This window comes from Paenibacillus sp. plas6 (genome assembly GCF_057221655.1).
Window position 1 is genome coordinate 1,318,039 of the sequence record NZ_CM170151.1, and the last position, 15,021, is coordinate 1,333,059.

The 15,021-nt window shown below is 36.7% G+C and carries 9 protein-coding genes; 1 reads left to right on the forward strand and 8 read right to left on the reverse strand.

Going from position 1 to position 15,021, the window contains the following annotated elements:
- Positions 1–165 precede the first annotated feature (165 nt).
- The 6 genes from AC2TDL_RS05925 to AC2TDL_RS05950 form a co-directional block, all read right to left on the reverse strand.
- Positions 166–2,295, reverse strand: a complete 2,130-nt coding sequence (locus AC2TDL_RS05925; protein WP_484699271.1) for a LuxR C-terminal-related transcriptional regulator — start codon at positions 2,293–2,295, stop codon at positions 166–168.
- Between the two features lie 93 nt (positions 2,296–2,388).
- A complete protein-coding gene (locus AC2TDL_RS05930) occupies positions 2,389–3,438 on the reverse strand; it encodes a protein-glutamate methylesterase/protein-glutamine glutaminase (protein WP_484699272.1) in 1,050 nt (349 codons plus the stop codon).
- A gap of 5 nt (positions 3,439–3,443) precedes the next feature.
- Entirely contained in the window at positions 3,444–4,250 is an 807-nt protein-coding gene (locus AC2TDL_RS05935) for a CheR family methyltransferase (RefSeq protein WP_484699273.1), read from the reverse strand.
- Between the two features lie 71 nt (positions 4,251–4,321).
- On the reverse strand, positions 4,322–8,044 hold the full coding sequence (locus tag AC2TDL_RS05940) for a methyl-accepting chemotaxis protein (protein ID WP_484699274.1): 3,723 nt from the start codon (positions 8,042–8,044) through the stop codon (positions 4,322–4,324).
- 48 nt (positions 8,045–8,092) lie between these two features.
- Positions 8,093–10,636 carry a chemotaxis protein CheW gene (locus tag AC2TDL_RS05945; protein ID WP_484699275.1) on the reverse strand — a complete coding sequence of 848 codons (2,544 nt, stop codon included), beginning with the start codon at positions 10,634–10,636 and terminating at the stop codon, positions 8,093–8,095.
- Between the two features lie 25 nt (positions 10,637–10,661).
- Positions 10,662–11,090 (reverse strand): chemotaxis protein CheW, encoded by a 429-nt coding sequence (locus AC2TDL_RS05950; protein WP_484701070.1) that lies wholly within the window; start codon positions 11,088–11,090, stop codon positions 10,662–10,664.
- A 367-nt stretch (positions 11,091–11,457) separates the two neighbouring features.
- Here AC2TDL_RS05950 and AC2TDL_RS05955 point away from each other — a divergent pair, with 367 nt between their 5' ends.
- Positions 11,458–12,417, forward strand: a complete 960-nt coding sequence (locus AC2TDL_RS05955) for an IS30 family transposase (protein ID WP_340834498.1) — start codon at positions 11,458–11,460, stop codon at positions 12,415–12,417.
- 227 nt (positions 12,418–12,644) lie between these two features.
- On the opposite strand, the gene AC2TDL_RS05960 is transcribed toward AC2TDL_RS05955, so the two are convergent.
- Together AC2TDL_RS05960 and AC2TDL_RS05965 are read right to left on the reverse strand one after the other, a co-directional pair.
- The gene (locus AC2TDL_RS05960) at positions 12,645–13,259 is read right to left on the reverse strand and encodes a hypothetical protein (RefSeq protein WP_484699276.1); all 615 of its coding nucleotides are present in this window, start codon (positions 13,257–13,259) and stop codon (positions 12,645–12,647) included.
- Between the two features lie 405 nt (positions 13,260–13,664).
- Complete coding sequence (locus tag AC2TDL_RS05965) at positions 13,665–14,648, reverse strand: aldo/keto reductase (protein ID WP_484699277.1); 984 nt, start codon at positions 14,646–14,648, stop codon at positions 13,665–13,667.
- Between the last annotated feature and the right edge of the window lie 373 nt (positions 14,649–15,021).

The window sequence follows — 15,021 nt, forward strand, 5'->3', positions numbered from 1 at the left end:
TCAGCAAATAGCTTACCTTTCTCTCAAAGAAAAATCTAGTATCTAAAAAATCCTGAACTTCAAAATCACATAGCTCGGAATATTGTTCTGATTTCAAATAATAATCTATTATGCAATAAAAAGCTGTGACCTAGTATTTTGTCTAGACACAGCTTTCGCTTAAGCTCAGTGCTTATTTTGCTTTTTTAAATAGCTTTGATTTAATTTTAAGGGTGGGGGATTATGTTCATCGTATTTAATACGATAAATTTTCGACATTGCTTGAATTCGATCAGATACATTTAGTTTTTTAAAAATATTGGTGACATGATTTTTTACAGTGTGCACACTTATATTTAAGTAGTCTCCAACCTCTTGGTTATTAAGCCCTTCTAGCACTAAATACAGAACCTCCTGCTCTCTTGAAGTGAGCGGAAAGGAAGAAATAACACTTTTTAAATCAAATTCCTCATCCTTAGCTTGAGCTGATAATGAGTCCTTTGATTTTTTAGATATTGAAATGGCTTTTAATGGTTTAACTTTTCCACTAGCAATCGCCTCATAAGCACTTCTGCATATTTTTTTAAGGTTCGGGTCACTTATATATTTTAATGCTCGATTATTGTCCTGATAAAGAATAGAATATATGTAAGCAAGTGCTTCAATCTCGTTTAAACGTTTTAAATTTTCAACGTCGCCCTTAAGCAGTTGATACATTTCTTCTAGCACTTTCCATTCATTTGTACCAACTAATTTATCTTTTAAATAGTTATAACTATAAGGCATCACTTTACATACATTCTGCAGTATTTGCTTTTTGTCCTCAGTTAGCTGCATTGCTTGAAAAATTGAATTAGCAAGGAGCAGCGTCAACTCAGTCATTTGATACTGCTCAATATTCATTTCCTTCATACTTTCATGTAGAAGCTTGATTTTCTCTGACGCTCCGTTATCTAATTCGAAATGGTCAAAATGTTCTTCTTCTGAAAGAAGTTTATCAAGCATACCTAAAATAATTTTTGCATGCTTAAGATCCGTACATTCCTGAAACTCTACTGTAAAAAAACCATATGTAGTGTGATTCGATTGCAGAATGAAATGAATAAAAGGCGAATTAACCCATAGCTTAGTATTTGGATGTTGATTAAGCTGCTCAACCATCTGATGATGCACAGCTAATCCGTTTTCAAGCGATTCTCCAAGATAAACTAACTCGTTTTCTGGAGTCGAAAAACACGAAAAACAGCAATTATTTAAAGTTTGGCATAGATCCAATATTTTATGAAGCACTTGCTTTTTATCATGTACATAAGTTGTAACGTCAACTAAGTCCAACCAATTAATAAAAATTGACTGGATATGGCCAGAGTTTGCTAATTTAATGTTTATTTCTCTTTTGTGAACGATAATTTGCATAATATTCTTTAATAGCTTCAACAATTGCTCGCTAATATTGTCATCACGAAAATTGCCGCCAAAAAAGATTTCATCCACTGAATTCATTTGGCTAACTGTGATGCCAAATAAATGATCTGGATAAATTCCATAGCGGTGCAAAAATTCTCGACGTGGAATATCAATACCTCTACTCCAGTAAAAATCTTTGCCTAATAAAACAGCTTTCCCAATCAACCCTTCTCCCATATAAAATCTTTTTCCGACAAGTTGATTCAGCTTTTCATCACCAGTGATGTACTTTACTACAAACATGCCATTCTCTGCTTTCGTAGCCAAGCCTAAAAAATCAAATGAATCGAATTTAATAAGCTTTTCAAGCAAACGAACGATATACTGCTGATAATCTAAATCCATACATTCCTCGTCAAGTTCCCCAATAATTTTCAGCAAGTCTGTTAACTGCTCCAAAACTGAAGAGTTACTTTCCACCTTTATTTTACTGTCTAACAATTGCATTAAATTAATAATCTTATTAATACGACAATCTACTTCTTCTTCAGTAAAGGCAATAGGCAATGTTAACAAGGAATTGTTTGGTGAAGAACAATTAGCACTTAGCTGAAACGGCCCAGCAATTAGAAAGCTAGTCTTATTTGCAGCTTTAATCGTTGGCGTAATTATATAGTATAAATTCGTTGATGAAGCAATTTGAGGCGAATCTACAGATATAATTGTCGGGGTAACAATCCGTATAGCAATTTCCTTTAATTCTCTTAATTTCTCGTTAGCTAAATACTGTGGAGATGAATCATTATTGGCGTTGACACTAAGCTCAATTTCGCCATTAAGATTAACTAGTAATAAAGGAAGCTTAACATGATCTGAATAAGCTTCCATTAGATCCATAATAATCTTCATAATTACATACCTCAACATTAACAGTCTTAAATTAAAAAGCAAACATCGCATAGGTGCTATATTATACCAAACACTAAGTGTAATAGTATAATTTTAAATATTTCCAATTATTTCATTGTGAATGAAATGCAGAGGAAATTGCTTATTAACTAATCCTGCTTCATACACAACCTTAGGCATGCCATATACTACACATGTTTCCTCAGACTCTGTAATTATCGTTCCATTTTGCTTTTTTACCTCTGTACAACCTCTTAAGCCATCGTCACCCATTCCTGTTAAAATAACAGTTAATAGCTTTTCCTTTAATTGAGCGGCAATTGATAATAAAGTGACATCGATAGAAGGTTTATATAACGTTTCAATATATGTTGAAATTTTAAGCTTAACGACAAGCTTATCGAATTGGTTTAATTGGACTGTCGTTTGCAGGCCAGAGGGAGCAATATAGATTGTTCCTGCTTCTAATACTTCATTATGCTCTGCCTCCTTAACCTTTAGCTTACACAGACCATCAAAGCGAGTTGCCAGATGCTTTGTAAATCCAGGCGGCATATGCTGAATGACTAAGATAGGAGCAGGAAAATTCTCATTAAATTGAGTCAGAATATGCTGTAAAGCAGAAGGTCCTCCGGTCGAGCTTCCGATAATGATTAGTCGTTTGCTAACCTTCTGCAAGCTTTTCGACTTTGAAAGCTCGATTAGCTGCTGTTGCTGCTCTTTCAGTGATTGAGTAGGCACAACAGATTTTGGAAGCTTAGCATTAGCAGCAGCAATTAAGCGCTTATGAAACTCTTCATGCTGTATTAAACTTTGCGCTCCGATTAGCTCATTTTTTATAACAAAATCGACAGCCCCCTGCTCAATGCAATCCAGTGTAGAGGCTGCTCCATTACTAAGCATTACTACGGGAATAGGATTAGTCCGCATAATTTGCTTTAAAGTTTCCAATCCATCTTGTTCTGGCATTTCAATATCGAGTGTAATTAGATCGGGCTTGAGTCTTTCTATTTTCTCCATCGCATCAATCCCATTTCTCGCCTTGCCTACTACATATAGCTCCGGACAGCTTTCAATAATTAAACCTATTGTTTTACGCATAAATGCAGAGTCATCAACAATGAGTACTCCGTATTGTTTCATTCCATCTATCCCTTTCGATAATAAAACGTCCCATTTGAATTTATCGTTTCAAAGCCAATACCGAGCTTCGAAATCGTTTCAGCATGCCCTAAGAATAAATATCCTCCTGGCTTTAATGCACGATAAAAACGCGTCGCTACATCTTTGATCGTTGCTTCATCAAAATAAATCATTACATTTCTGCAAAAGATGACATCGTACTTTTCAGCAGGAATATAGGCATCTTTATCAAGCAAGTTCAAGTAAGAAAAGGTTACGAGAGAACGGATGTCTTGTTTTATCCGATACTCAGATTCCTCTTCTTGAAAGTATTGAGTTAACCACTGACAAGGAATTCTTCTAAATGATAACGATTTTTTGCTATAAACTCCTCTTCTAGCAATTTGCAATACTTTTTTATTAATATCAGTTGCATCAATACTTACTTGACATGCCAGATTTTCCTCTTCTTGAGCAGCTTTGGTCAAAATAGCTAAGGAATAAGGCTCCTCTCCTGTTGAACAGCCTGCACTCCATACTTTTATTTCACATTGCTGTGCTGTCAATAAAGGTAATATCAGGTTTCGATAAAGCTCTAATTGCTTATCTTCTCTATAAAAATACGTCTCATTAACTGTTAACAGCTCTATAAGCTTATCCCATTCTTCCTCATGCTCTTGTAAATATTGAATATAACTCCACACTGAAGCGAATTGCAGTTCATTGATCCTTTTATTAATTTTCAACTCAAGTGAGGACAAGTTTGATAAATAATTTAGTCCACAGAAGTTATATACTATTTGTGCTAAATGAGTGAGTGCTGAGTATTCCATTACAGTGCTGTACCTTCCTAATATGTTGTTGATCAAATCGAGGATGGATATCCATCCTCGATTATGAATATTTATTTCATAGAGAATACAAATTTACTAAGATTGCTTTGTTTTTGCTGTAAAGCTTTCACAGAGTTTTTAATATTATTTACAGATTGATTCGTCTGGCTAGACGTTGTTGCAATTTCACCAACAGTGCTTGTTACTTGCTGTTGATTTAATTGTTGTTCGGAGTTGAGAGCTTGAAGCTCCTTAATGCTCTGATGAACACCTTCCAGATTACTTAACAGCTCTGTTCGGTTATTAGAAATTTGCTGTGTAGCTTCATTAACTGCTTTAATCTCATTGGAAATCGATACAATTCGATCAATAACGGAATCAATCGAAGCTGCTTGTTCTTCCGTAGATTGAGTAAGACTTTCTGCCTGCGTTGTCATTTGAACAGTCATATTAACGATCGAACTCGCTTCCTTCGCCTGACCTTCAACCGCGGTCGCTACCTGCTCCATTTGCTGCTTCGCATTAATCATTTCATTTTTTATGCCTTCAGTATCCTCTGCCTGTAAAACCATCGCTTCAGACACTTGTTTGGTTTGAACGGTTACTGACTCAATTGCAGTTACTAAAGATTCGGTATTCATTACGAGCTCTCCAGCCGCTGCATCAATTTCTTTCATCTGATTGCGAATATCAAGCATTTCTGAATTAATATTATTAATGGCAGTCGCCTGTTCACTTACGGCAGTTGTTACTTGTGAAGCCTGATCTGTAATGTTGTTAATGCTTATAACAATATCTTGTGACTTTTTCGCTTGCATTTCCATTGCAGTTGTAATTTGAGATAGCTGTTCTTTCGCTTGAATAATCTCATTCATAACGCTTTGTGCGCCGATTCTTTGTTCTTCGGTTGCCTGAGCTACCTGTTCAGCTTGATTTGAAACCATTAACCCTGATTTAGCTAAAATTTGAACCTGCTTCGACTGTTCTTGAGCAGCCATCGAAATTTGCGTCACTTGCTCTCTTGCATTTACAATTCCAGTGACGATCTCAGTTACACCAGCCGCTTGCTCTTTTACTGCTTGCGTCACTTGGTTAGTTTGTTCTACCATGCTTTCAACTTCTGCAACAATTGTTTTTGATTGAGCAGTTTGCTCTCTAGTTGCTGCACTAATTTGTCTCACTTGTTCCCGTGCATTTTCAACAGCAAGAACGATCTCATCGATCGCTGTCGATTGCTCATTAGTAGCATGAGTAACCAACTCTGTTTGCTCTGATATGCCCGATGCAAGTTTAACAAGATTTTGCAGTTGTTTTGCTTGTTCATCAGTAGCAACCGAAATTTGTCTTACTTGCTCTCTGGAGGTAATGACGCTCTTAATAATGTCTTCCACACCTGCAGATTGTTCCTTCACAGCAACATTAACTTGTTCAACTTGCATTTTCATGCTCTCAACAGATGCAACGATCTGCTCAGATTGGGCAGCCTGATCGTTAATCGCTTCGCTAATTTGTCTTACTTGCTCACGAGAATTTACAACACCTTGAATAATTTCTTGCACAGCAGCATTTTGCTCTGCAGTTGCCTGTGTTACTTGACTTGCTTGATTAGAAACACTTTCAGAAAGTTTTACAATTTCTTGGGCTTGTACCGCTTGCTCAGATGTCGCTGTAGTAACTTGTAAAATTTGCAGGTTAATATTTTCTATACCTTCTACGATCTTCTCAATCGCCTCACTAGCTTGCTCGGATAGCTTATTACCACTTTCCACTTTTTGCTCGCCGATTTGAATTGCTTTAATCGCATCGGAAGTTTCCATTTGAATTCCTTTAATTAATAACGCAATCTCTTTCGTTGCTGAAGCAGAGCGTTCTGCAAGTTTGCGCACTTCATCAGCTACAACACTGAAGCCTTTACCATGTTCGCCGGCACGAGCTGCTTCAATCGCTGCATTAAGTGCCAACAAATTCGTTTGCTCCGCAATATCATCAATCACTTCAATAATGCTGCCAATTTCATCAGAGCTTTTACCTAGATTTTGCATAACCTCTGATGCCTGTTGAATAACTTTGCCGATTTCCTTCATACCGTCTACAGATTCTCTGACTGCTTCTCGACCATTAATTGCATCCTTAGTTACAGCCGCTGCAAAGCCTTTTACATTTTCTGCATTGGCAGCAACCTGTTGAATCGATGCAGCCATCTCCTGAATGGTTGAACCTGTTACATTAGCTGCTTCTGTTAGGCTTTCAGCATTCATTGCCACACCTTTAATTGATTTACCCATTTGCTCAATGGATGCGGAAACTTGTTCAATGGATGCAGCAGTGCTACCTGCATTACCAGATACCTGTTGAACAGATGCTGCCATTTGTTGAATAGCAGATGAGATTTCAAGTGTGGAATTTGCAAGGGAATCTGCATTTAATGCTACTCCTTTAACTTGACTGCCCATTTCTTCAATTGCAGCTGAAACTTCTTCAATTCCCTCAGAAGTTGTTTTTGTATTTCCCGCTACTTGCTGTACAGAAGCTGCCATTTCTTGAATCGCTGAATTGACGTCTTTCACATTGTCCGCTAATACTTCAGCATTGCTGGCAATTCCTTTACTGTCCTTGTTCAAACGTTCCATTGAAGTAGAGATTTGCTCGATAGAGCTTGCAGTACTATCAGCATTACCAGCAACCTGTAACACTGAAGCTGACAATTGCTCAATTGATGAACTCGTTGTACTAACGGAAAGAGAAAGCGAGTCTGAATTACGCATAATCCCTTGAATTTGACTGCTCATTTCTTCAATTGCTGCCGATACTTCTTCTACTGCTGAAGCAGTATTAACCGCATTTCCTGCAACTTGTTCAATGGAAGCTGCTAGCTCTTGAACACCTTCTGCATTTTCTTCAGCGCCTTCGGTTAAATTTTTTGCATTATGTGAAATTTGCTCAATTGATGCTGATATTTCTTCCATTGAGGCTGTCACTTGCTCAAATGATTCCGCTGCATTTACAACATTAGCAAAAACTTGTTGCGTAAATTCATCCATATTTTTAATAATTTGATTAGATTCCAAAGCAGAGCTTGTCAAGCTTTCTGCGTTAACACGTACACCTTCAACAGAATGTGCAATTTCTTCTATAGCCGCTGTAATTTGATCAATGGATGTTGCCGTCAAAGATGCATTATTTTCTACAAGTTTTACAGACTGAGCAAAATCATTCATCGTTTTATGCATGCCATCTGTTGACTGATTTAAACTTTTCGTATTATCTACTACGCCAACGATCGATTTGCTCATTTGCTCCAATGCACTCGCAACTCTATTAATCGAATCTGTTGTATTAACTGCATTGCCTGCAACCTGTGTAACCGAAGCTGATATTTCTTGAATTGAATTTGAAACTGTACTTGCCGATTCCGTCAGCGTCATTGCATGGCCTGCAATATCTTTAATTTGCACAGACATTTCTTCTAAAGAAGCTGTGATTTCTTCAATAGATTGTGAGCTAGCAAAAGTATTATTATCAATTTCCTTCAGTTGACTAAGTACTGTTTCTAATATAGTTAAAGCAGAAGTACTAGATAGTAGCAGATCTGTCGCTTTACGATCTGTCGTATTCAGCATTTGCTGCAATTGAGCAAGCAAATCTTCTGTATGTTTGACAATTTCTTTTCCTTGAAGATTCCCATTATCCACTAGCTGAGTTAAATCATAAAGCTGAACTAGTTCGCTGCCCATATCATTGGATAAACGTAATAGTTCATCTTTTTGGATTTTAGATTTGTTTGAAAATAACATAACTACTACCTCCTGATGTCTTAACGAGAATGTATTCTTCAATAATGGCTAAAATCTCTTATCCATGAGCTCATCTAGCAATCTGTTGAACTCTAAAATTAGTACCATTCGTTCATTTAAATTACTAATTCCTTGAATTAAGCCAGAATCATTATAATGATGATCTGCATTTGGTTTTTCAATTTCATTTTCATTTAGGCTTAGCACCTGTGTTACTTCATCGACTAATATCCCAATATCCTGATTTCCATTTTCTACAATAATGATTCGTGAAGCTTTAGTAGTCTGTTCTGTATCATGAAGCCCAAATTTTTTCTTTAGGTTGAATACAGGTAACATATCTCCTCTTAAATTAATGATGCCAAGCATTTCTTCAGGCATATTAACGGCTTTAGTAATCGTAGGAACTCTAATAATATCTTTTGCTTTCTCAATCTCAATTCCATATTCTTGCTCTGTTAGTTTAAAGGTTACGATTTGCTTTTCATTTTGTGAAGTTTTTTGCTTTTCATCGCTTATATATTCTTGTACTTCGATCCCGCATTCGCGGACGATTGAAGAAACATCTAAAATCAATGCAACGCTACCATCTCCCATAATTGTGGCTCCTGAAATAAATGGCGGACTTCCGATATAGCTGCCAAGCGATTTAATGACAATTTCTTGATTTCCAATCATTTTATCTGCAATTAAGCCGACCCGCTTCTCTGCGATACCAATCACGATGACAAATTCACGTTTTGCTGATGTTGTATTTTCTGTATTTGTTGTTAATCCTAATCGTTCTTTCATTCTTACTAGCGGCAGCACTCTTCCTCTGACCATACCAACCTCTTGGTTGTTGACCATTTGGATATCTGCTTGCTCCAAGCGAATAATTTCTAATACATTAATTAGCGGTATCGCAAACGTTTTATTCGCAAGATTTATCAGTAACGAACGAATAATTGCAAGTGTCAGCGGAAGCTTTATGGTGAAGGTTGTACCCTCATCTATTGCTGAATTAATATCGATAATTCCGTTCAACTTCTCAATATGTGAGCGTACAATATCCATTCCGACACCGCGTCCAGAAATATCAGTTACTTTATCAGCAGTCGATAATCCTGAGCGAAATATTAAAAAGACAGCATCCTTATTGGAAATTTTTCTTGCCTCTTCTTCGGTAATAATTCCTTTTTCGATTGAGGCTCTTTTAATTTTCTCTGGATTAATGCCTCTGCCGTCATCCGTTATTGTAATAACAATATGATTTTCTTCGTGCGAAGCTTTCAAAATTACTTTACCTACAGGCGACTTTCCTTTGCGAATTCGTTCCTCTGGCAGCTCAATTCCGTGATCAATTGCATTGCGCAACAAATGAATAATCGGGTCACTGACCTCTTCGATTAATGTGCGATCTAATTCGGTCTCTTTACCTTCCATCACAAATTCCACTTGTTTATTAGCTTTAAGACTTGTATCGCGTACCATTCGTGGAAAGCGATTAAATAATTGCTCGATAGGAAGCATTCGAGTTTTCATCATGCCTTCTTGCAATTCCGCAATTATACGACCAAAATGATTAGTCACCTCATCTAGCACTTCAAATTCTGTCCCATCACTAGCAACACGCTCTCGTAATCGTCCTTTTACATCGATTAAGCGAGTTTGATCGATTACTAGTTCTCCAACAAGATTCATCAAATGCTCTAATCTATTAATATCAACTCGAACAGTAGTAGAGACTTTCGTTTTTTGCGGTACAGACAATGTAACGTTGCTGTTAGCTTGCTCCCTATTATTTTCCTGCTCCTGCCCCATCTCTGAAGTCACTTTATTTACATTCGACTTGTTCTCATCGTCACTGCTCGTAATGTTATTTACTGTAAAAGCTGAAATATCGGCTATATGATTCAGCACTTCGACAATATCTTCTTTCAGCATCATCGTTAGCATAATGAAGTTTATCGAGCCTGCACATTGTTCATCCTTTTCCAGTACTTCAACGCTTGGATCTGCAGCAATAATTTCTCCGACTTCCTTTAGTTGATTGTAAATTAATATTGCTCTTACATTTTTCATTAAGGCATTCGCGTCCAACTGTATATTAATTGCTAACGCATGATAGCCCATATCCAAACCTTTGCGGAGGACCATTAATTGATACTCATCCAGTTCTTTTACATCACTCGTTACAGGAACACTATTATTTTCTACTGACTTTGCAGCAGCTATCGTTTCCAGTTGCTTGATGTAATTGCTTATATCCATCTGCTCAAGATTTTTATCTATAATTGCTTTTTTTAAATCCCTAATTACATCAATACAATCAAAGATGACTGTAATGAGTTCGGGCGTAACTTCAATTTTTTTTGATCTAATCTGATCGAAAATATTTTCTAAGTGGTGAGTAAACTCCTTCATCTTTTCAAAGCCCATTGATGCTGACGAGCCTTTTAGTGTATGGGCAGCTCTAAAAATATTAACAATTGTCTCCATATGTCCAGGATTTTTTTCTAGATTTAAAATTTCCGTATCTAAAATTTGAAGTTGTTCGTCTACTTCGTCCAGAAATACACCTAAGTAATTCCCCATATCAAAGTCATTCATCGCTGCTGGTCCTTCCTAACATCGTTCACTTTTTGTAAAGGATTTTTTCTAAGTTGAGTATGCCTATTACCTGTCCTTCATGCTTGGCATATCCTTTAAAGATTTCCTTTTCAAGATTTTCACCTGATACAGGCTCAACGCTGCTATCACTAAAACGAGTTACCATTTTTACTTCATCCACCATAAGCCCTATGCTTTCATTTTGTCCTTGTACAATAACAATTCGGTTTTTCGGACTACTCTGTTGCATCGTTAAATTAAATATTTTATGTAAATTTACAACAGGAATAATGCTCCCTCTTATATTGATAACACCTTCTATTCTATAGTTCACACCAGGCACAGTCGTTATTGATGGAACTCTTAATATTTCAACAACCTCTTCTATTAATAGTGAATATAGTTGGTTACGAATAGAAAACACGACATATTGAGAATCACTAGCCTGTTCCACTAAGGACAACTTTCTCATCTCCTTCCTGACTATTTATTGTGAAGCAAAATAAGAAAATTTGGTATTAGAACGGCTTCCTATATACAACATATATAAACGATTATTTACAGGAATTAAGAACTATATTTTTTGCCGATTATTGGCCATTTTTTTGTGTCTTTCATAATTTTTATATGTCCTTTTACCTAGTTTTAAAAGAAATATAGTTAAAAAATATCTATATCCATATCGTTTTTCAACTTAGTACCATAGTACTAGTTTATTTAAAAGAAAGATTGTAATATGAAGTGCGACACCTAAAAAAATAACTCATGACGAATTCGTGTAGAATGAAGTTACCAGACACCACCTACAAGGAGAACTCGTCATGAGCTATACACATCTTACCATAAACGAGCGTACAAAAATAGAAACATTATTACATTTAGGATGGAGTGCAAGAGCCATTGCACAGCAGATCAAGCGCCACCATTCTACGGTTTCTCGTGAAATACAACGCATGAATAACCACTCTTCTACTTATGAGGCTAGCGACGCACAAGCCGATTATCAGCACAAGCGGATGCAAAGTAAACCAAAAGGAAAGTGGAACAAAGACAGAGCACATTACCTTACTCAAACTCTGGCTGCAACATGGTCTCCAGAACAAATTGAAGGTCGAATGAAACAAGACGATCCTGAGCACGCGGTATCCTTTAAGACCATCTATCGCTGGATTTACCAGGGGAAGCTCGTCCAAGGAAACACCATCTTCTTGCGACACAAGGGAAAGCGTAGAAAGCCTCGTGAAAGCAGAGGTCGCTTTAATCTTGGATTATCCATCAGGCAACGTCCAAAAGAAGTGAAGCAACGTGAAACCTTTGGTCATTGGGAGCTTGATACTGTCGTTTCTAGCCGTGGTAAAAGTAAAGGCTGCTTGGCTACCTTTGTCGAACGAAAAACACGCTATTACTACGCTGTAAAAATGCCTGACCGTTCAGCCTTGTCTATGGAGAAAGCTGTTGCTACGGCTTTAGAAGAACTTGCTTTACCTATGTTTACAGCTACCGTTGACCGTGGGAAGGAATTCGCTTGCCATCAAGCATTGTTAGAAGAACACGGCTTGATGGTTTACTTTGCTGATCCTTATTCATCTTGGCAAAGAGGCAGTAACGAAAATGCCAATGGGCTTCTCAGAGAATTCTTTCCTAAGAAGTTCGACTTAAACACGATAGATCAAGCTGAACTTGAATGTGCTTTAGATTTAATCAACCATAGACCACGTAAATGTCTAGGTTGGAAAACTTCTCACGAAGCGATTATGGACGAGTTGTCGCACTTAGCTTGACAATCTATCAAAACAAAAATAAACTGTTCAAATCACCAATAAGCAGCCAAGGAGGTTAAACAGTTTGCACAATCACTATAAAATTAAAAGATATTCCAGAACCTTGAAATATATAGAACTTTTTATGAGATAATTATTTGAATTAAATTAAACAGCTTCTTTGTTAATAAAATAGGCAGTGTTCAGAATAGCTTCTGATCACTGCCTGTTCATCATTATTTTCCTAATTAATTCACTTTTAAATTAATAATATTTGATTGCAGTAACTGCTGAGAATAAACTTGTGCTGCAGTTTTATTGGCATAAAGTTTGCCGACATCATTCGAAGAGGATTTCTTCCACTTTTTATCTTTCTTTTCATTTTCCATTGAATTTGGCTTTTCCTTATATTCCTCAGTTGCCGTATACTCTGCAACGGCATCCTGTAACTGTCTGCTGCGCACTTCAACCTCTTCTGCATTTGGACTCTTACTAATTTGTTTGGAAGCACTAAGAGCAACAAGATGAACTCCCATTTTTGTTGGAGCTGCCTTCATTGCTTGCTCATACATTACACGCTCTTGTTGAATCCGCTCTACAGCTGCAACTAGTCCAGGAGCATGCTTACGTAAATAATTCATTTCTTCCGCCGTTAGTTTCTTACCGAATTTAAATTTAAGTATTATCTCTTGAACTTTTGGATTATTCTCTCCCTTACTATTGGCTGCAGCCTGAATATTAGCAATGGTCTTGTTTACTTCATTTCTTATTTTTGACTTAGCATCCTCACTTGATTTCGCAAAGTTTTGCTCCTGCTTTATTGGATACATCGTTAATGAAGACGGAGCTAAATGAATTTTCATAATCCTTCTCCTTATAGAAAAATGGTAACATCCGTAACAGCTGATATTATATTGTTAATATCGGAGCATTTTAATGTTAAATGAAGCAAAATCAATAAATTAATTTTGAATATTTTAACCTATTATGTTGCACCTTCAATCCTATTGATCGATCACATAAAAAATATAAAAAGCTTGAAGATATTCGGGATTCCACAGTCTTCAAGCTTATTTTACGTATTTCTCTTTTTGCTTTAGTTAAGCAAAGCTAATTTAGATTTTAAAACAACCTAAATCAAATCATGTTTCTCTTCTCAATAACTTACAAAAAAAATACAGCAATCAGAAATAAATCTGATTACTGTATTCTAAAAAAGATCAACCGTTTATTCGGTTTGCTAATTTTCCTAGTCATATTATCAAAAATTAATAGGAGCCACGAATATGTTGATGTACCTGTTCATTATAAAACTGCTTTATACGTTCAAGCTCCTCTTCCGTAAAAGAAGGTACATTAACTGCTGCTAAGTTGTTTAGTACTTGATTCTCATTTTTAAAGCCCGGAATAACCGTAGTTACCGCTGGATGATCTAATATCCACCGCAAAGCAGCCTGTGTCATTGTACGCTCATTCGTTTCAATCCATCTTAATTGCTCAGCTAGCTCCACACCTTTTGTGAAAGGCAGACCTGCAAATGTTTCACCTACATTAAAAGCTTCGCCGTTAGCATTATATGTACGATGATCACCAGCTTCGAACGTTGTATTTGCTGTAAATTTACCTGTTAATAGACCGCTGGCTAAAGGTACGCGCGCTAAAATGCCTACCTGTTTTTCTGCAGCTACTGGTAATAACTCATTAGATACCTTTTGTCTAAAAATGTTAAAAATTACTTGCAGCGCACTTACTCCAGGCTGCTCCATGCAAAATAGTCCCTCTTCCACACTTTCAACGCTTACGCCATAATAGCGAATTTTTCCTTCTGCTTTAAGCTTATCAAGCACTTCAAATACTTCGCCCTGCTTCAAAATTGAAAATGCAGGGCAATGAATTTGATAAAGATCTATGCTATCGCGTTGTAAACGTCTTAAACTATCCTCACAATACTGGCGCACTGTAGCTTCGCTGTAGTTTTGCGGATCATGAATATCGCCTTTACGACAAAATTTAGTAGCAATATAGATTTCATGCTCTTTGCCTTTTGTAGCTTTTGCTAATAACTCTTCACTATGACCGTTACCATAGACATCTGCTGTATCAAAAAAGTTCACACCGTGATCAATTGCAACTTGTAATGCTCGTAATGATTGCTGATCATCAACCGTGCCCCAGTCTCCGCCAATTGCCCAAGTTCCAAAGCTTAACTCACTTACTTGCAAATCTGTATTTCCTAATTGTCTATAACGCATATTCATTCTCCCTTCATTCAGCAATTTGCTTTGCACAAAGAATCTCTTCGTTCACTTGCTTAGCGTTAGCAATACTCTCTTACTGCATACATTTCGCATTTTGCAGCCGAATGTTGACAGTAACTCTATGCTTACAATAGTTATACTGGATTTTTAGATATAAAAAAAGCCCCTTAATTCAAGCAGGGATACTCCAGCAGTGAAAGTTTCTCTATCTTTTCTCAAGGGGATGTTTCTTTTTTACTATTATATCCTATGGTCGTGCTTCAACAACATCTGTAAAAATGCAAGAAACTGCCATTTCCTTTTCATATTCAAAATTATATTGTGTGATAATTCACCGTAATAAAATGAGTGATAACGTACAATTAAG